The organism is Planococcus sp. VCh962 (assembly GCF_057748275.1).
In genome coordinates, this window is sequence record NZ_JBYLHS010000002.1 from 735,454 (window position 1) to 755,007 (window position 19,554).

Annotated in this window: 16 protein-coding genes; 9 read left to right on the top strand and 7 right to left on the bottom strand. The window is 47.1% G+C overall.

Annotated features, from left to right (window positions below; genetic code table 11):
* Nucleotides 1–57: 57 nt before the first annotated feature.
* Nucleotides 58–444 (top strand): hypothetical protein, encoded by a 387-nt coding sequence (locus tag AC3AQ9_RS10940; protein WP_488307500.1) that lies wholly within the window; start codon nucleotides 58–60, stop codon nucleotides 442–444.
* Nucleotides 445–568: 124 nt separating this feature from the next.
* Here AC3AQ9_RS10940 and AC3AQ9_RS10945 read toward each other — a convergent pair whose 3' ends face one another.
* The 5 genes from AC3AQ9_RS10945 to AC3AQ9_RS10965 all read right to left on the bottom strand — a co-directional run bounded on the left by AC3AQ9_RS10945 (nucleotide 569) and on the right by AC3AQ9_RS10965 (nucleotide 7,576).
* Nucleotides 569–2,068, bottom strand: a complete 1,500-nt coding sequence (locus AC3AQ9_RS10945) for a BCCT family transporter (RefSeq protein ID WP_488307501.1) — start codon at nucleotides 2,066–2,068, stop codon at nucleotides 569–571.
* Nucleotides 2,069–2,284: 216 nt separating this feature from the next.
* Nucleotides 2,285–3,115, bottom strand: coding sequence for an alpha/beta fold hydrolase (locus AC3AQ9_RS10950; protein ID WP_488307502.1), 831 nt, complete (start codon nucleotides 3,113–3,115; stop codon nucleotides 2,285–2,287).
* 95 nt (nucleotides 3,116–3,210) lie between these two features.
* Nucleotides 3,211–4,191, bottom strand: a complete 981-nt coding sequence (locus tag AC3AQ9_RS10955; RefSeq protein ID WP_488307503.1) for a catechol 2,3-dioxygenase — start codon at nucleotides 4,189–4,191, stop codon at nucleotides 3,211–3,213.
* 23 nt (nucleotides 4,192–4,214) lie between these two features.
* Entirely contained in the window at nucleotides 4,215–5,420 is a 1,206-nt protein-coding gene (locus tag AC3AQ9_RS10960; protein WP_488307504.1) for an acyl-CoA dehydrogenase family protein, read from the bottom strand.
* Between the two features lie 329 nt (nucleotides 5,421–5,749).
* Nucleotides 5,750–7,576: a helix-turn-helix domain-containing protein gene (locus AC3AQ9_RS10965; RefSeq protein WP_488307505.1), complete on the bottom strand. Its 1,827-nt coding sequence runs from the start codon at nucleotides 7,574–7,576 to the stop codon at nucleotides 5,750–5,752.
* Nucleotides 7,577–7,974: 398 nt separating this feature from the next.
* On the opposite strand from AC3AQ9_RS10965, the gene AC3AQ9_RS10970 reads away from it, so the two are divergent.
* The 5 genes from AC3AQ9_RS10970 to AC3AQ9_RS10990 are packed head-to-tail and all read left to right on the top strand — an operon-like array spanning nucleotide 7,975 to nucleotide 11,954.
* Complete coding sequence (locus tag AC3AQ9_RS10970; protein WP_488307506.1) at nucleotides 7,975–8,448, top strand: flavin reductase family protein; 474 nt, start codon at nucleotides 7,975–7,977, stop codon at nucleotides 8,446–8,448.
* Between the two features lie 12 nt (nucleotides 8,449–8,460).
* On the top strand, nucleotides 8,461–9,252 hold the full coding sequence (locus tag AC3AQ9_RS10975; protein ID WP_488307507.1) for a 2-keto-4-pentenoate hydratase: 792 nt from the start codon (nucleotides 8,461–8,463) through the stop codon (nucleotides 9,250–9,252).
* A complete protein-coding gene (locus AC3AQ9_RS10980) occupies nucleotides 9,249–10,130 on the top strand; it encodes an acetaldehyde dehydrogenase (acetylating) (protein WP_488307508.1) in 882 nt (293 codons plus the stop codon). The genes AC3AQ9_RS10975 and AC3AQ9_RS10980 overlap by 4 nt, the downstream gene beginning before the upstream one ends.
* 12 nt (nucleotides 10,131–10,142) lie before the next feature.
* On the top strand, nucleotides 10,143–11,150 hold the full coding sequence (gene dmpG / locus AC3AQ9_RS10985) for a 4-hydroxy-2-oxovalerate aldolase (RefSeq protein WP_488307509.1): 1,008 nt from the start codon (nucleotides 10,143–10,145) through the stop codon (nucleotides 11,148–11,150).
* A 21-nt stretch (nucleotides 11,151–11,171) separates the two neighbouring features.
* Complete coding sequence (locus AC3AQ9_RS10990; RefSeq protein WP_488307510.1) at nucleotides 11,172–11,954, top strand: adenylyltransferase/cytidyltransferase family protein; 783 nt, start codon at nucleotides 11,172–11,174, stop codon at nucleotides 11,952–11,954.
* A gap of 214 nt (nucleotides 11,955–12,168) precedes the next feature.
* Here AC3AQ9_RS10990 and AC3AQ9_RS10995 read toward each other — a convergent pair whose 3' ends face one another.
* Together AC3AQ9_RS10995 and ggt are read right to left on the bottom strand one after the other, a co-directional pair.
* Entirely contained in the window at nucleotides 12,169–13,782 is a 1,614-nt protein-coding gene (locus tag AC3AQ9_RS10995) for an L-lactate permease (protein ID WP_488307511.1), read from the bottom strand.
* 23 nt (nucleotides 13,783–13,805) lie between these two features.
* Nucleotides 13,806–15,464: a gamma-glutamyltransferase gene (gene ggt / locus AC3AQ9_RS11000; protein WP_488307512.1), complete on the bottom strand. Its 1,659-nt coding sequence runs from the start codon at nucleotides 15,462–15,464 to the stop codon at nucleotides 13,806–13,808.
* 367 nt (nucleotides 15,465–15,831) lie between these two features.
* Between ggt and AC3AQ9_RS11005 the strand changes: the two genes are divergently transcribed.
* The 3 genes from AC3AQ9_RS11005 to AC3AQ9_RS11015 all read left to right on the top strand — a co-directional run bounded on the left by AC3AQ9_RS11005 (nucleotide 15,832) and on the right by AC3AQ9_RS11015 (nucleotide 19,313).
* Complete coding sequence (locus AC3AQ9_RS11005; RefSeq protein ID WP_488307513.1) at nucleotides 15,832–17,877, top strand: EAL domain-containing protein; 2,046 nt, start codon at nucleotides 15,832–15,834, stop codon at nucleotides 17,875–17,877.
* Nucleotides 17,878–17,989: 112 nt separating this feature from the next.
* The gene (locus AC3AQ9_RS11010; protein WP_488307514.1) at nucleotides 17,990–18,406 is read left to right on the top strand and encodes a hypothetical protein; all 417 of its coding nucleotides are present in this window, start codon (nucleotides 17,990–17,992) and stop codon (nucleotides 18,404–18,406) included.
* A gap of 106 nt (nucleotides 18,407–18,512) precedes the next feature.
* Nucleotides 18,513–19,313 (top strand): alpha/beta fold hydrolase, encoded by an 801-nt coding sequence (locus AC3AQ9_RS11015; protein ID WP_488307515.1) that lies wholly within the window; start codon nucleotides 18,513–18,515, stop codon nucleotides 19,311–19,313.
* The last annotated feature ends 241 nt before the right edge of the window (nucleotides 19,314–19,554 follow it).

Here is a 19,554-nt window from a genome sequence, read left to right on the forward strand (position 1 = left end):
GCTGCTTCTTGTCAGCCAAAACTTAACCACACTAACCAAAAACCGGAGGAATTTAAAATGATGCAGTTTAAACTTGATGACAATGAAATGATTTTTGAAAACAAGGATTATGTGACCGAGATGACCATCACCGGCAAAGGGCAAGGGCATGATGGCGGACAGCCAAGGCTCCGCTGTGCGGTTGCCATCAAGCTTCAGGCCAAAGGAACCGGAAACGAATTGAACCTCCGGGCAAACATCTACTGGGATGCCAAATACCCGAAAACCCATCTATTCTCCACCGGTGGAAGCCTGGTTGGATTTATTGAGCAGCAAGGGCTGGAATACAGCGGATTTAAAAAAGAATACTGGGACAAAGTGAAGCGCCTGGCGTCCAATGCCTTTACGGATGAGGAAATTCTCAAATACCAAAAAATGATGAAGCCGGTAGAAGCGCAATCCTAAAAAAAGCCCTGTCTTAAACAGGCCGCTATACATAAAACAACAAAGCCTCCGGCATTCCATCAAGGGAATCGCCGGAGGCTTTGTTCATTTTCTATACTTCTTTCCGGCTGCGCAACCGGAGATCTTATGCTTTCTTTTTCACTATAGGGTGCTTCGCATCTGCTTTCAATGCTTTCAGCAGCGATCCGACCATCAGCAGCATGACGATGGAAAACGGCAACGCTGCAATGATGATGGTGTTCTGGATTGCGGCTAATCCGCCGACAGACAGCAGGATGGCAGCAATAGCCGACTGCAGAATGCCCCAGACAACTTTGACGCTGTTGGCTGGCATTAATGAGCCGTTTGTTGACTGCATGCCGAGAACGAATGTCGCCGAGTCTGCAGACGAAATAAAGAACGTCAGCAAAAGCAAGATGGCGATGATGGACAGTCCGAAACCGAACGGCATTTCATTGAACATCATGAACAGTGTGGTTTCCACTGCTCCGGCCGTCAAGTCGACAATTCCGCCTTGCTGGATATTGATCGCGGTTGCCCCGAAAGCGGAAAACCAGATCGCACACAGCACAGTCGGCACGATGACGACATAGATGAGAAATTCGCGGATCGTTCTTCCTCTGGAAACCCGCGCGATGAACATACTGACGAATGGCGACCAGGAAATCCACCAAGCCCAGTAAAAGATCGTCCAGGTATCCAGCCATTCCCGGTTGCCTGCATTGAAGGCTTCGGTGTTCATGCTCAGGCTTATCAGATTTTGGATGTATTCACCGAACGACTGGGTGAAGACATTCAAAATAAGGATCGTCGGGCCTAAAATGAGCACCAGCACGAGCAGGACCACAGCCAGCACCATGTTGATATTGGACAGATACTTGATGCCTTTTGACAGTCCGGACCATGCCGACATGATGAACAGGACGGTAATGACGGCAATGATGATCAGCTGGCTCAAGTTATTGTTGGGGATGCCGAACAGATAGCTGAGCCCGCCGTTGATCTGGGCAGCGCCGAAACCGAGTGAACTGGCCACGCCGAACACCGTCGCAAAAACAGCGATGACATCGATCAGCGTTCCCCAGCCGCCGTTCATTTTGTTTCCGAAAATCGGCTTTAATGTGCTGGAGATCAAGCCGCGTTCCCCTTTACGGAACTGGAAATAGGCGAGCGCCAAAGCGACCATCCCGTACATGGCCCAAGCGTTGAAGCCATAATGCAGGAAAGTGCGCTGCATGGATTCCTGGAATGCCGCTTCCGTTCCAGGTTCCGTAGATGCCGTTTGGATGGCAAAATGGGAGAGTGGTTCATAGGAGCCGTAAAACACGAGGCCGATTCCAAGTCCTGCTGAAAAGAGCATGGCCACCCAGGTAGGTGTGCTGAATTCAGGCTTATCTTCGGTTTTGCCAAGCCGGATTTTCCCATAAGGGCTGATGACCAGGAAAAATGCGACGAACAGCACAATCGTCATGGCCAGCATATAATACCAGCCGAATACCGTACTGAGTAATGCGGTTACGTTGCCTGTTACCCGTTCATAGGCTTCCGGCATAAGTGCTGCGGTCAGCACTGCGATAATGACAAGTGATATGGTGATATAGAATACTTTAGTAACTTTCTTCATGTAGTCTCCTTTTATATCAAAATTTTGCGCAGGTTTAACCATAACGCAAAGAGAAAGATGCGTCAAATCAAGGTCGGAAGCTGTATTGGGGTTTGTATTTTAATTTCCCAATAAATTAGTTATTATTTCTAAATAACAATTAATATGAAACTATAACAGCTGCTGCGAATAAAAAAGAAGACGCCGGTAACCGGCATCTTCTTCCCTTCAGACTGTTTATTTAATGAACGTCAAAATATGCTCCACAAACGGTTCGGTCTTCTCGATCTGCGTCCAGTGGCCGCATTCGTTGAAGACATGCAGCTCGGCATGCGGCAGCAGTTCGATAAGTTTGTAACTTGTTTTTTCGATTGGAATAACTTGGTCATTCAGGCCGTGGAACAGCAGCGCCGGGATCTGGATCTGGCGGAGTTCGTCGTCCGACAAGGCCAGTTCATCGAGCTTGTTCTGGCGCGGTTCCGGGAACATCGCTTCGAATGACTGCTTGACGTCCGGGCGTATGCTCGCTTCGTAGCGCAGGCGGACAAGTTCTTCGTTGTTCGCGGCTTCCTGATTATAAGAAAATATTTTGATCAGTTCGCGCATAGACTCCAGGCTTGCTTTATAGCCCCATACCCGTTCTAATCCTTCTGAAATAGGGAATTGGATACCTGCACTTCCCATCAGTATGAGTTTTTTCACTAATTCTGGCCTTTGTAAAGCGACATGCAGCGACAGCGCGCCGCCCATCGAATTGCCCACCAGGTAGACCGGGCCATCCGATACCGCTTCGATAAAGCCGATCAAATGCTCGACCCATAAATCCACGGGATAGTCGTTGCTTTCCCGTTTATCCGTTTCACCGAAGCCGATGATGTCCGGAGCGAACACATGGTACTTCTCGCTCAGCGTCGGGATGACGAGGCGCCAGTTCGCAAAAGCAGAGACGCCGGGGCCGGAGCCGTGGATGAGGATGATCGTTTCTTCCCCAGTGCCTTCCTCGTGGTAATGCGTGTTGATGCCGTTGATGTTGATGAATTTTGAAGCGATGTTTGCAGTTGTTGTCATCATCATTCTCCTTCCATTCTAGTAAATAGGCCAGAAGAAACTATTGCTAGTTTCCTCCAGCCCCTTATTAGTCGATGCCGGGAAATTCATTTTATTTATTGCGTATTTTCCACTGGTGCCTTTGTTCTGACCGGTGTCGCGTATTCGAAGAATTCCGCAGGCAGGCTCGAACCGTGCCAGACGACCGAGTGCTCAATGGCCGCGCCTTTCCACTCGATTGTCTTCCAAGCCGGGTCAAAGATCTGGTAGCCGGAATCCCCAAATAATTCCACGCGGTTGCCGCCCGGTTCGATTACATAGAGGAAATTGGCTTGTGTTACGCCATGCTTTCCTGGACCGGATTCAATCTTAAATCCAGCTTCGATTAATAGATCGGCAACATCTGCTAAGTGCTGCGGATAGCCGTACCAGTAGCAGATGTGGTGCAGACGGCCTTTTTCACCGAGAGCATCGCCCATGATGGCGATGTCGTGCACTAAGTTCGTGACACTCAGCCAAGCTGCGACGTCTTTATCGTCCCCGTCCAGGATACGCTCGCGCACTTTGAAGCCAAGCGCTTCTTCCAGGAACTCCACGTTTTTGTTGGTTTCGCTCGCTGATAAGTTTACATGGTCAATGCGGCGGACCGGCACACCTCTCGCCGGACGCTTCTGCGGACGGTTCAGCAGCGGTGTTTTCTGGTCTTCCGGCGCCTGGTAGTATTCCACGTCCCACAGGATTTCCATCTTATGGCCGTCCGGCAAGGTGAACTGGTACGCACGTCCGTGGCCGACATCGCCGTCGATCCAGCCAAGGCCATAGCCTGTTGCTTCGATAGCCTGCACGCGGCGTTCCAGCGCCTGCGGCGAATGGGCGCGCCAAGCGATATGGCCAAGGCCTGCTTCGTCATTCGCCGTGATGATCAAGGTATTATGATAGAAGTCTTCGTAAGCGCGCATATAAACGGAATTGCCTTCGCGGTGCGCTTCTTCCATCCCCAGAATTTCTTTAAAGAACTTGACCGAGCCTTCCACATCGGGGCTGTAAATTTCCACGTGCGCCAGTTGTGCCACATCTAAAATCGGTTCTTTTGTCATCGTATGTTCCTCCTCAGATTTTTTTACCACGTAGGGTTTCCTTTAAAGCCGAAAATCGATTTTCCGTAAGCAGCCAAGGAATCTTCATAAAGATGCGTCGGATGCGTTGCGACGGTGATGATATCGCGGACGAACATTTCCGTCGGATCGGTCTTGAACACCGAATTTCCGCCAAGCGTCAGTATCACACGCAGCGCCATTTCTGCTGCATTTTTCGCAACGTAGCCGCGGATGGCGAATAGTTTTTCGCGTTCTTCTTCATCCAGCGTGACAATACTGTTTTCCTGGTAGTGAGTTAGTTTTTCCACATATTCATTCGACAAGCCTTTCAATGCGCTGAGCTGGATTTTCAATTCCGCCAACACACGCTGGCTGCTCGCCGCCTCTTTTTCGTTTTGGCCATTGTTGAAAATCCGGATGCGGTTTTCTGTTTTGTTCTGGAAAATATCCAGAAGCCGTTCGACGCCGCCGATTTGGATAAACTGGAAGCCCATTAAGAAGAATTGCATATATGGCACATTGGCGATCTGGTAATCCGGTTCGTAATTGTCTTCACCGAGCCCTGCGCCGCCCATCACGCGTCCAATTTTGAAGACGCGGTCCGGTGCGATGTAGACGTTGTCTAGCCGGACGCCGTTGCTGCCTGTACCGCGCAGCCCTAATGTATCCCAGTTGTCAACGAGCTCAATGTCATCTTTGTGCACGATGAACAGCCCGTACTCCGGTTCTGTTCCGTCTTTCATCTTCGCAATGGCACCGAGTGCGATCCAGTCGCTCCATAACACCCCGCTGCAGAAGTTCCACTGGCCGGACAAGCGGTAGCCTTCACCGTCATCCGTGACTTTTCCGACAGGAGCGAACACATCCGCCATCAATTCGCCGCTGTTGAATAAGGCGTCACGGCTTTCTTTCGGCAAAAACGCTGGCCATGTTTCATGTATCACGAAGAAGTAGCTTAACCAGGCAGCCGGTACACTATGGTAGGCGATTGTCCGGATCATTTCACCGAATGTGAAGTAATCCAGATCCTGCCCGCCGTATGCTTTGGGGCGCAGCAGCTTATGGAATTCCGCTTCCTTGATTTTTTCAATCACCACATCGGAAAGTTTGGCGTTCTGTTCCGCTTCTGATGCATACTTTTCGGCAATTAACCCAACCTGCCTTGCTTTTTCAATCAGCTCATCTCGGTTGACTGCCGTCTTTCGGGTTTCTACTTGATTGATTAACATGAAAAATTCCTCCTTTTGGTAAGCGCTTTCAAACCCCTAATGCAGCGGTAAGAATTACTAACATCATAACTGTCGTAAAAATCAGAAAATAGATACGAAATCTATGGAAAATTTGCCGACTTTAAAACCTTAGCTTTTAAATACTTTTCCGCTATACAGTTTTCAAAGATTTAGAAACCAGTAAACCTAGACTTGCCAATACTTTATAATTTGCAACTGTTATTCCACACTTGATTTAATTTAAATGAAAAGGCGCTTGCAAGATGAAAATTTCTGGATTCCAGCACAAAAAAGCCTTGCCGCTTCGGAGAGAGGCAAGGCTTTTTGGGTTAAATGCGGATTGTCCCTTTGGATTTCAGGATGTTGATAGCCAGATAAATCGAGAACACGGCTTGTGTATCCGCCAGGTCCTGGTTCAGGATCTCACTGATTTTAGCGAGCCGGTAGCGCAAACCGCTGATCGACATCGACAAGGCCTTCGACGTATTGTTGATGCTGTTGCCATTGCTGATATACGCATAGAGCGTCTTGATCAAATCGAATTCTCTGTCGATTGCCAGCAATTTGCCGATATGTTGATCGACAAAGCGCTCAATTAGCACTTCATCCTGTATTTGGAACAGCACACTTTCGATTCCGAGCTCTTTGAAATAAGAAACATGTATTCCTTCTTTCTTGGCGCGCAAGGCCGCCAATGTTTCCTTATATAGCAGTGTGATGTCCATAAACTTCTGGATTACCGTACTGACGCCGATGCAGAAATTGTATTTCGAGAACCGCTGCAGGCAATATTTGAATAAATGGTCGATGAATTTCGATTCGGCCATATTCAGCTTTTCAAAAGAAGGGTATTCGATCAGGACAATTATTTTATCAAGCTTTTGCGAAACGATGGCGTTGATATTGCGTTCCTTTAAAAACAAGTTGATGGAGCGGATCAATTCCTCATTAAAGGCGATTTCGTTTTCGATTTCCTTCCGGTTCCGGTCGATGGTCAGCATCCAGTATGAGGAAGAGGAATCGAAATTCAAATAGTAGGACACTTTGTAGATTTCTTCTTCCGTCAGCCGGCTCTCCAGGATGTCATTCAAAAAACTGCGTTTGATGTTCTGCTCGGTGTTGATTTTGATGTTCTCGTTCAGCAGGATAATGGCGGACGTTAAGCCCGCTTTTTCGATGATCATATAGTCGAGTTCGTTCGGCTCTTCTTCCCCGCTGTAGACGAATGAGCAATACCCTTTTACTTGCTGTTCATAGAAGATCGGCGCCCGCAGCAAGGAAAAGTCATCCGAATAGCGCGTAAACACGGTGTGTTTGGACCGGAATTTCTGCAGATCCAGCGGCTCGTCCAAATGGCCGGCCTGCACCAGAATCTGGTGATTCTCATCTTCTATAAAAGCCGTCAAGCCCGTAGTTTCATACAGGATGTCGACAATCTTCTGGACTCCCTGTTTCGACAGCAATTCCTCGATGAGGCGCTGGTGGATATCGTTGGCTTTCGCCAGATGGTCGCGCTCGGTCTTCAGTTTCTCGGTGACTTCATCGAGTTCCTTGATGATGCTGGTGGCCTGGTAATAGCCCTGTTCACTGGCAATTTCATCGCCCCATTTTTCAATGGGCATGCAGATGCATTTGCACTCGGCGTGGCCCATCGCACGGCATTCCACTTCTTTCACCATGATCGGCTGTCCAAGCACGGTCGACAAGTAGCCGCTGACATAGCCGCATAAAGTATGACAAACCGGTTCAGTGCTCAAGTCATTCGCTTTTAAATATTGCTCTGCCTCGAATGTGTTGACCCACAGCACATCGATAAACTCCAGCTCTTCACCGTCCTTGCGGAGTTCCAGAATTTCCACTTTGTCCAGATAGCCGTGCAGCCGATGAAATTTAGGTCCGGCATATACGGCTTCCCAAACGTCTTCCCATTCAAAGAGCTTCGCTTTTTCCCCATCATTCACGCCGCAATGCCAGCCGTAGCGGGTGAAGACCCCTTTCGTCCGATCTCTGCCGATGACGTTGTAGAGTTCTTTTTTCAATTCAGTCCTTGCTTCGATTGGAATTGTGATCACCCGGTCATACAGTTCAGTTGCAGCGATTTCTTTCTCGGAGTTAAACACATCACTCAATTTCTGCTGTTTAGATTTCAATCCCATTCCCCCTCATCCAAATGTTTTAACCGTCAATACAACGCCTGGTCTTATCCTCGTTCCATAATCTCTCGGAGTATGGCAAGTCGTATGTACTTGAAATAATTCATCAAGTGCGCATTTATATCATTAAAATACAGAAACGCAATTTTAACAACTCGAAATTTTCAGACAAATTATTATACTAGGAAACCTTTTAGCTGTTTTGCACTAAAATCCACATCAAATTGCTACGCTACGTTTGTATTTTTAGCGTTATGGAGCTGTTATTCTCAAGGTGTAAGATTTTCATCGTTCACTTATCCAATTGCATCCAGCCAGCAAGAAGCCGCTGAGAAAACAAAAGTAAGCGGTTACAAGTTTGTATTTCAGACAACATATCATAATGCAGAGGAGAATGTAAAATGGATGATTTGTTATTCAGACAAGCAATGGGCAAATTCGCAACGGGTGTCACGGTATTAACGACGGCTCACGAAGGGGACATCCACGGCATGACCGCGAACGCCTTTATGTCCGTATCATTGGATCCGAAGCTGGTCGTGATTTCGATTGGCCACAAGGCACGTTTTTTGGAAAAGGTCACCCAATCGCAACGTTTCGCCGTCAATATCCTGGCTGAAGACCAGGAGCAGCTGTCCAAACACTTCGCCGGAAAGCCGCAAGGCGAAGTCGAGTTTGCTGATCTGGACGGACTGCCGGTGCTGAACGGAGCCGTTGCCCAGGTCACATGCGACGTTGCCTCGACTTACGTGGAAGGCGACCATACCTTATTTATCGGGAAAGTGACCGCCATTCAGCTGGAAGAAAAAAATCCGCTGCTCTTCTATTCCGGAAAATACCATGAAGTAAAAACACTTGAAGCCAATAAATTATAAGCAGGTGAGACAATGGAACTCGAAGCAATCGCACAGAAATTACGAGACGCGGAAACAACTAAACGCCCCATCGCCCCTTTGACGGAAACGGAAACAGGGCTTACTGCTGACGATGCCTACCGAATCCAATTGCACCAGATCGAGCAGAAAAAGAGCGAAGGTGCCAAAGTCAAAGGCTTGAAAATCGGCTTGACCAGCAAAGTGATGCAGGAAATGCTGAATGTCCATACACCGGATTACGGCTTCGTCCTCGATTCGATGGTATTTGAAGAAGCACGTGCCATCGATGCGGAACGCTTTATCCAGCCGAAAGTGGAATTTGAAATCGCCTTTGTCTTCAAGAGAGCGCTGAAAGGACCGGATGTGACATTAGACGACGTGGTCCGCGCGACGGATTACGTCGTTCCGTCCATCGAAATCATCGACAGCCGGATTGAAGACTGGCGCATCAAGTTTGAAGACACGGTTGCCGACAACGGCTCCTCGGCCGGTGCGCTTTTGGGTTCCAAACAAACGGCCTTAGCGGATATTGATATCGCCAATATCGGCATGACGGTCTATAAAAACGAGGAAGCGATCGATCAAGCGTCCAGCAGCGCGGTGCTCGGCAATCCGCTGAATGCCGTTGCCTGGCTGGCCAATGAAGTGGGCCGCTATGATATCTCGATCGAACCGGGCATGTTCGTATTATCCGGCGCCTTATCCAAAGCCCTGCCGTTTTCAGCCGGCGACCGCTTTACGGCGGATTTCGGGGAACTCGGCGATGTCAGCATTTCATTCCAACCGGCAGAGGTGACAAAATGAGCAAATTAAAAGTAGGAATCATCGGTTCCGGAAATATCGGAACGGATCTGATGTATAAAATTGAGCGCTGCGATTCCTTGGAAATGAGTGTCATGGTCGGCATCGACCCTGATTCCGAAGGGTTGAAACGTGCAAAGGATGCGGGCTATACCGCCATTTCCAACGGCATCGACGGGTTAATGGAACAGCTCGATCTGGTCGACATCGTGTTCGATGCGACGAGTGCCTATGCCCATAAAGCGCATAGCGATCTATTGACGGCTGCCGGAAAGAAAGTCATTGATTTGACGCCGGCCGCAATCGGGCCCTTCACTGTCCCTCCTGTCAACTTGAAGGCGAATTTCGAATCACAGAATGTCAATATGGTGACGTGCGGCGGACAGGCGACAATTCCGATTGTCCATGCCATCAGCCGGGTTGTGCCGGTCGAGTATGCGGAAATCGTGGCAACGGTTGCCAGCAAAAGCGCCGGCCCGGGAACCCGCGCCAATATTGATGAATTCACCCACACCACTGCGCGGGCCATCGAAAAAGTCGGCGGAGCCGAAAAAGGAAAAGCGATCATTATCTTGAATCCGGCAGAACCGCCGGTCATTATGCGGGATACGGTCAATGCATTGATCAAAGACGCGGATTTCGATGAAAAGGAAGTGGCCGCTTCGATTGAAAAAATGGTGGCAAGCGTCCAGGAATATGTTCCGGGCTACCGCCTGCGCGGAGCGCCGCAATTTGATGGCCAGCGTGTATCGGTGTTTTTGGAAGTGGAAGGCGCGGGCGATTTCTTCCCTGCCTATTCCGGCAACTTGGATATCATGACCGCTGCCGCTGCAAAAGTGGCCAACGAAATGGCAAAAGAGCTAATCGCGGCAGACGCGTAAGGAGAGGGACTAATGGAAAAGAAATCGTTTGAAATTTTAGATGTAACACTCCGTGACGGAAGCCATGCGATGTCCCATGCGTTCACGCCGCAGCAAGTGCGTGATACGGCAAGGGGGCTGGACGCGGCAGGCGTCCGCTATTTCGAGGTTTCCCACGGGGACGGCCTTGGCGGATCGTCTTTGCAATACGGCTTATCGGCCCATGATGAGCTCGAGCTGATCGAAATTGCGGCGGATGAATGCAAGCAGGCGGAAGTTTCGGTCCTGCTGATTCCGGGCATCGGCGTCAAAGGCGATTTGCAGAATGCCGTAAAAGCCGGAGCGAAAATGGTGCGCGTTGCGACGCATGTCACAGAAGCGGACGTCGCGGCGCAGCATATTGCGCTTGGACGCGAACTGGGCTTGAAAACAGTCGGTTTTCTGATGATGTCCCATATGGCTGACGTCCAGAAAATCGTCGAACAGGCCAAGCTGTTTGAAAGCTACGGTGCGGAAGTCATTTATGTCACGGATTCTGCAGGTTATATGCTGCCGCAGGATGTCACCGAGCGCATTTCCGCTTTGAAGCAATCCGTCGGCTGTGAAATCGGCTTCCACGGACATAATAACCTGTCGATGGCGATGGCCAATACGATTGCGGCCGTTGAAGCGGGTGCCACCTATATCGACGGCAGCCTGCGCGCCCTGGGTGCCGGCAGCGGCAATACGCAGACTGAAGTGATGGTCGCAGTGCTGGAGCGCCTCGGCTATCAGACCGGCATCGATCTTTATAAGATCATGGATGCCGCTAATGACGTTGTAACCCCTTTCATGCCGCGGCCTCAGGAAATCACCGGTTCCAGTCTGGTGATGGGCTATTCGGGTGTCTATTCCAGCTTCCTATTGCACACACAAGTGGCCGCGAAACGCTTCGGCGTTGACGAACGCGACATTTTGCTGGAACTGGGCCGCATGAAAGCGGTTGGCGGCCAGGAAGATTTGATTTATGACGTTGCCCAAGGAATAGCAGTTCAAAAATAGTACGGTTCGGGAGGGCTTTTTATGCAAACAATTCATTTAACAAGCCAAAACATGCAGCAATGGCAAAATCACTTTCAACAGCAGACAGTTGCGATCGGTTTTTTTGATGGTTTGCATAAAGGCCACTTGTCCGTCATTCAAGAAGCGAAACGTTTAGCGGATGATTACGGGGTATCAGCTGCGGTCATGAGCTTTTTCCCCCATCCGAAAACGGTATTGTCCAAAGGGCCGGCATCGTTTCAATACTTGATGCCGCTTGAAGAAAAACAGGCGGTGCTTGAGGAGCTTGGCATTGATACTTTGTTTCTGGTCCATTTTGACCGTGACATCGCCGGCATCCCGCCTGCTGATTTTGTCGAAACTTTTTTGACCGGGCTGAATGCCATCCATGTGGTATGCGGCGGTGATTTCCACTACGGCTCACGGGGCAGCGGAAATACGCAGGCACTTGCCGAACAAGGCGAAGGGCAATTCAAAGTATCCGTGGTCGAGCTGGTCGAATACGGCGGTGAAAAAATCAGCTCCACCCGTATCCGACAAGCCTTGGCCCAAGGGAACATTTCCATCGTGCGCAAGCTGTTGGGGAAATTCTATTCGGTGAACTGGTGCCCTAAAAACGGCTTGCTTCCCTACTACTCCCTTCCGGCACCCGGAAAATACGAAGTGAAACTGCACCATAACGATGAAACCGTTGTGTGCAAGGCGCAGGTGCTGAATGACAAAGAAGCGAATTTCACGTATGATTTGAGCCGCTGGAACCAAGGCGTCAAAATCGAGTGGATCCGGGCGGTGGAGATTCTATAACAGATGATTTCGGTTTTTGTGTGGTTGAGCGCTTGGGAGAATTAAGAATATGATTATACAGAAAGAGCTTGGTCCAGTCGCCAAGCTCTTTTTTTCCTGTTTTCCGTTGAAATTTAGCTGGAAACTGATGCCGGCTTTTTTCGTGCGGCCCGTCTAATCAATAAGGCTTACAGCGGCAATAAAGCAATTATCCAGCAGTCATTCTCCTTTAGAATCAGCCTGGGAAGAAGAGATGCAAAGCGATAGAAACTGCGGAAACCAGCACACCGCTGATGACACAGAAGATGATCGTCGGCTTAAAGACTTCTGACTCTTTCCCTTTTATCCCTGCTGTACTTGTGCCCAGCACAACATTTGCAGGAGCAATTGCATTACCGATTGCGCCGCCGGCTGATTGCGCAGCTATGACATGCGCCAGACTAAGCCCTTTCATATTGTTGACCACGTTCTCATGCAAAGGAGAGAACAAGATATTGGAAGACGTATTGGAAGAAGTCATGAAGGCTCCGATTATGCCGATGATATTAGCCAACGCGACATAGACAATCGGCGGAGAAATTTCCCCGATTCCAAGAGCCAACACGATCGTTTGCCCTGAATGTTCTAGAACTTGGGTCATTGCCAAGAAAGCGAGAATGGCAACAGAAGAACCAAGACCGTTATCCTTTACTCCTTTGCCAATTTCCTTCAAAGCATTGTCCTGGTATTTATCTTTGGATTTAAACCAGAAATAGCCGAAGATAGAAGCTATGGCCAGAAAAAATCCTGGATGTGTTAAAGGCTCGATGGGTGAATAAGCCTCTTCGCTTCCAATGGCAAAATCATATCCCGTTTCAATTGCCGGGAATGGTATGCCCCACGACAATTGACTTAAGAATTTTTCAACATACGGTATCCCGAGTATCAGAACAGACAAGCCTGTTAAGACATAATACGGCATAAACGCCTGGTTGAGAGACAGATCCGTTTCTTTCTCGTCTTCTGAATCCGCCTCTTCAATAATATCGGTTTCGTTCTCCAGCTCGGATTTTTCACTGTAGCGGTCCCATTTCGCAAGAAGGAACAGCGCACCGAGAGCTACAACGGCCGGCAAGAAGGCACTCAGCGCCGGGTTGATTTGAGTAAATATTAACTGGCCGCCGCCGTGAATGGCTGAAATGATCAGCACGGCCCAAATTCCTTCTTTTACGCCTTTCCATTTAGCGAAAATCCAGCAAATCATGATGCCCGCGATTATATTCGGAATCCATAAGAGAACCCCCGTATAAAGAGCTGCTAAAGCGGGATCTTCAAAATTGACGATATTGGTGGTGGCCGTCCAGCTCACACCCAGCGTCCCGAACATGTTTGCCCAGGAATGGCCGATCAGCGCAATGACAACGGCTGCCACCGGCTTCACACCAATTCCGATCAAAAGAGGCGCGACAACGGCGATGGGAGCACCAAACCCGGCAACTCCTTGAAGGAAAGATGCAAATACCCAGCCGAATGCCAAGACAAGAAACAAATAATTTTTACTGTATTCTTGGATTTCTTGCCGAATGGTGTCGAAGGCCCCTGCTTTGTCGGTTACTTGATACAAAAGCAAGGCTGGCCAGACGACCAATAGGATAAAGAAGGCATCCCATGCCCCTTTCCCCATTCCAACCAAAGTGGCATTAAAAGGGGTTTCATAAAACAGCAGCGACGTGGCCAAGGCGAGGGCCAACGCAATGCCTCCCGAGACAGGTGCAGACCATTTTAATAATACAAGCATTATCAATAATGCCGCCATCGGCAGCAAAGCGATCAGCCAGTAACCGATCGTAATAGGTAAATTATGATCCATTCAAATTCTCCTTTTTTAAATATTTACCAGCTCAGGCCAATTCCATCTCCTCGAGGATCTGCGCCCGCGCTCTTCACACCTCTTTCCTCATCGATAATAATTCCTTGGGCATGTCCCATAGTGCCGGTCCAATCTTCCACTTTTTCGACTAACTGCCCGCGTTTTTCCAATTCATCGATAATGCCAGTTGAAATGCGGCTTTCCAGTTTGAGGGTTTTGCTATCGTCTCCCCATGTTTTCCCATGGAGCCAGCGAGGCGCTTCGATAGCTTGCTGAATGTTATAGCCAAAATCCACGACTCTTGTGACAAGAGCAGACTGTGTCTGAGGCTGGCCTTCTCCCCCCATTGTTCCGTAGACCATAAACGGCTTTCCATCCTTCAGCATCATGGCCGGAATGATGGTATGGAAAGTCTTCTTTTCCGGTGCCAGGCAATTCGGATGTTCCGGATCCAATGAGAAGAAAGAGCCCCTGTTTTGGAGGAAAAACCCGCAGCCTTCAGGTACAAACCCTGAGCCAAACTCATGATAAATGCTTTGAATAAGCGAACACGCATTGCCTTCCTGATCCACTACACACATATAAGCAGTGTCACGGCTTTCTTTGAACAAAGGCAATTCTTCCTGTCGCTTTAACGCAGGTGAAACTTTATCAAAATGAATGTGGCGCGCCAGTTCTTCGCCAATGTCTTTTGCAATCAATTCTTCCGGCTTCTTTTCCATAGAGGCTTCGTCCGTCAACCATTCGTCCCGGTACAGGAATGCCAGTTTGGTCGCTTCAGCCATCAGATGGTAGTAGTCCGCCGTGTTATCGCCAATTTCATTCAAATCAAACTGTTCAAGAATATTCAAAATGATCAACGAAGCCAAGCCCTGTGTATTTGGCCGTACTTGATATACTTCGTATCCGCGGTAAGTCGTGCTAAGCGGCTCCTGCCATTCAGATGCATGATTCCGCAAATCCTCTTTTGTCAGCAGTCCGCCATTATTTTGCAGACTGGAAATGATTTTATCTGCAAGTTTTCCCTCATAGAAAACAGAAGGGCCTTGTTCTGAAATCAGCTTTAATGAATTTGCCAAATCCGCTTGCCGGAAAAGGTCACCTTCTTGCGGAAGGCCATTTCCGCTCAAAAAAATTCCTTGGGCTTCATCGCATTGCTTCAACAACTCTTGTTTATCCTCGATAAATTCAGTGAATTTCTTCGAAATGGGGAACCCTTCAGAAGCGTACTGGATTGCTTGTGCAAACAGCGCTTTCCATTCAACTTTTCCATATCGCTGATGCATTTGCCACCATGCTTCAACCGTTCCAGGCACGGTGCTTGCCGCCAATGGGCCGCGCGAAGGAATCTCATCGTGCCCCTTATTTTTATAATAATCGATCGTCGCTTCTCTGCCGGCACTTCCACTGCCGTTGAGCGCCGTCACTTTTTTCTCGTTTTTGTCCCAAATCAGCGAAAACAAATCTCCTCCCGGCCCAGACATATGCGGATAAACTACACTTAACACCGTGTTCATCGCGATGGCGGCATCTACTGCATGGCCGCCCGATTTCAAAATGTCCTGTCCTGCTTGCGTAGCCAAATAATGCGGGGAAGAAACAGCTCCCTCAGTACCAAAAGCAGGAGAACGCCCAATCGATAAAAATTCAGCGCTGGCTCCGGCCCGTTGGTATTTTTGCATTTACACCACTCCTTTCAAAAGTCTTGCAGTACTGTGTTTCCCCGAGCAAAATCTACAAAACTGTTATTTTTATTAAAAATGTTAACTTTTTGTTACAGCGGAAGGTACATACAGAGAAAAGCTTTCTATTTTTTGGGCAATGGAAAATAAAGATTTAGAAAATGAAAAAATCCTTATACTTGCATAATATTCGTCAAAAAGCATAAAAATACAAACAAAACAACTTTTTAATATATAGTACTAATAGCCTATTTAATTAAACGGTAATTTGTCCTATAATCCTCTTATCCTAAATTCAAATATTAGGTCTAAACATCCGATTGTCTTCTACAAAAAATTTTTCAATAAAAAATGAGGAGGGAAGAAAGTGGAACCAACTATTCAACTGCTTCAAGAAGCTATACCAACTTGCAAAGAACCTGTTCTGGTTGTCAATGAAGAGGGGTTGGTTACACAGATGAATCAGGCTTGGATCAATCTATGCATCCATTGCCAGCTGCCAGAGAACTTGTGGAAAATTGGGGAAAACTATTTTTCATACTTGCTGGAATCTCATAAACATGAGGAATTGGCCATGGTTAAAAATGTTTTAGAAAACAAACTAAAAGATGGAAAGCAACTCATCCACTTGCCCTTGGAAAATGGCCAAGTTGAAGAATTTTCCGTTTATATTCATCCTTCTTACTCATCGGCTACTCCATTCAAGGAAGTAATTCTTACTTTTACCCCTTTAAACAACAAGGCTTTACAGCATGTGGCAATTGAAGGTGTTTTAGAGAATATATCCGAAGGTTTCTTTTTGGTGGATTCTCATTTTAAGATTACTTATGCAAACAAAAAAATCGAAACACTGTTTAACTGCAAACGCGAGCACGTTCTCGGAAAAACCTTATGGGAAGCTTTTCCTGAAGCAGAAAGATTGAAGCATCTGTCTAAAAACTATGCCAAAAGAATTCTTGAGCCCATAGACCGGGTGATCGACTTTTTCTACGAACCGCTGGCACAAAAGCTAAGTATAAAAGTTTCTCCACAAATCAACGGAAATATTGAGATATACATTTCGGAAGTCAATGAACATACTCTAAATCTGGATGTTGAGGCGGCACTGGCACCAGTCGATATCTTAACCGGATTGCCGCATCAGGAAGAGCTGTGGAAATTTGCGGCTTCTCTTCAAAAGCAAAACAAAGAGTTCGCCTTATTTTTTGTTAACCTGAATAATTTTAAAGCAATTAACGCCCTGTACAATTATAAAAATGGGGATTGCTTAATAAAAAATGTAGCGAAAAGGCTAAATGAACTAGCCAGTTCATCGATTGTTGTCGGCCGGCAGGATAGTGACAATTTCATCATTATTCGCGAGAACACGCTTGATGAATCATTAATACAATTTTCAAATCAGATTGCAGCGAAATTCACCAGAACATTCCTGCTGGAAGATTTTCAATCCGTTAATATAACTGCCAGCATCGGAATTTCCCAGTTTCCTTTTGACTCCAGAAGCATCGGAGATCTTATTCTGTTTGCGGAAACCGCTATGTCGGAGGCCAAAAAAAATCAGGAAACCTCCTTTAAGTTCTTTCATTCTCAAATGGATTTAAATCATAAGCGGGAGCTTAAAATACAAGAAGCCCTTATAAATGAAAGATATAAATCCGATTTCTATTTCACGTTGCAGCCCCAAATTGACGGCCTTTCCGGAGAAATCGTTGGAATGGAAGTGTTGTCAAGATGGAACCATCCGCGGTACGGGGAACTTTCCCCTTTGGAATTCATCGGGATAGCAGAACGCACAGGAACGATTGAGCCTTTAACCTACCATTTGCTTAAAAACGTTTTTTCGCAGATGAAGGTTTGGAAACTTCAATACGGCTGGGAACTGAAAACAGCGATCAACATCACCCCTTCCCTGCTTTCCAGTCCGACTTTTTTCGATGATTTGATAGAGATGATGAATCTTTACGCCATTGAATCCAAATGGATCGAAATTGAAATAACTGAACAAAAAGAATTGACTTCTTCCAAACAAATCCTTAAAAACCTGCTGCTCTGCAGAGAACGGGGAATCTCCATAGCCATTGACGATTTTGGCACCGGCTATTCGATGATTGCTTACTTGACGCAATTTCCTATCGACAAAATCAAGATAGATAAAATGTTCGTCCAAGGCATCGGGAAGGATTTCAAATCTGAAGCCATCATCAAATCCCTGATCCATTTAGCCGGAAGCATTGGCTGTGAAGTGCTGGCAGAAGGCGTCGAACAGCAGGAAGAAGCAGAGTTTCTAAAAAACAACGGTTGTACGATATTCCAAGGTTACCTTTACGACAAACCCTTAAAGCCAAATGATTTTGAAGACAAGTATCTTCGGAAAGAAAATTATTCGAACCTAAATAAGAAAGTTATTTCTTAAAGGTCATGCTCTCTATTGGTATTGCCGGTTTAAGGAAAACCGGCAGTATTTTTTATAGATGAATTAAGGCTGATAAACACTACCCATATCACACCAAGAATGAGGAAAACTTATGATTCTATTTAAAAGAACACCTTTGTTGACCGATAAAGATAAGCTCCATTTAAAACATTTAGTTGGAAAAACAGTGGAAGCCATGCTGCTCTCCAGAGAAGAGACTCTTTATATAATGGAAAAATACGAATTGGTTTTTATCTGCTCTTGGGAAGGAGAATACATTGACTGCTCCCTTTATCACCGCTCCTCCATCAATGTATTCAAAAGCGGGAAAATCGGCTTTCAGGAAGAACCCATTTTCACCGAAAAAAGATACTTCCATAAAAAGAACGATACCCTTCTCTATTTGGATAAGGACCAGCTGAAGTATTTCACTGCAAGAAATTTAGAAGCCTTTTATTATACGTGCGAACTGGCCAGGAATTTTGATATTGAAGTCAATTCTGTGCATGAATACAAATGTGTATGGTAAATTATAGAAGAAGTTCAACCACGGAGCTGACATTGATGATCAAAGCTGTCGTTGAATAAAGCACGAAAGACAATAACCAAAATTTTCAGAAGCAGGTGTTTGGAGAATGACTAGCCACGTGTTGAAACGCAATAATGTATCCATCATTGGGCAAGGAGAAAAAACCATCGTTTTCGGACATGGGCTCGGGTGTGACCAGCTGGTCTGGAAAAAGATCAGCCCGGCATTTGAAGATGAGTACCGATTGGTTTTATTCGATTACGTGGGGTCTGGCCAAAGCGACAAAGAGCAATACTCCTATGAGCGCTATAATTCGCTGTATGGCTATCAGCAGGATCTGCTGGAAGTGTGTGATGCCCTTGATCTTGAAAGCGTTATTTTCATCGGCCACTCCGTCAGCAGCATGATTGGCGGGCTGGCATCCATCGAGCGGCCCGGATTGATCGAAAAGCTGATCATGATCGGCCCTTCACCCCACTTCCTGAATAAACCGGGCTACCATGGCGGTTTCGAAGAAGAAGACATTGAAGAATTGTTGAATATGATGGAAATCAATTACAAAGAATGGGCCAAGTACTTGGCGCCATTAGCGATGCAAAACTCGGAGCGGCCAGAACTCACCTCGGAATTCGAAGCGATTCTGGGCGCAAACGATCCGATGATCATCCGGCAATTCGCTGAAGTTACCTTCACTTCCGATTTGCGGAGCATCTTGCCTGAAATCGGGGCTTCCACATTGATTTTGCAGCCGCAATTCGATGCGCTCGTCCCGTTGGAAATCGGTGATTATATCCACAAGGAAATTGCAGACAGCCAGTTGGTCGTCATGGATGCAGCCGGTCATAATCCGCATATAAGCGATGCTGAAGAAACAATCCGGCATATCCATGCGTTTTTAAAGAGTTAGAAAGGGATGTAGGAATTAGCATGGAAACTGCAAGATAAAATGTCGGCGCCTGGAGGAGAAGAGTTTGTGATGATTTTTCCTGGCGCCGATGCTTTCCAAGCTGCGTTTTTTGCAGAAGATCTGCGCAGTTCCCTTAAAGAAAGCCTGCGGGCGCAAAAGAATCGGGAAGAAACCGCGTGCAATTTCATACAAAAGTTCTTTCTAAATAATAGACAAAAAGGCTTCGAATTCATTGTTGAAT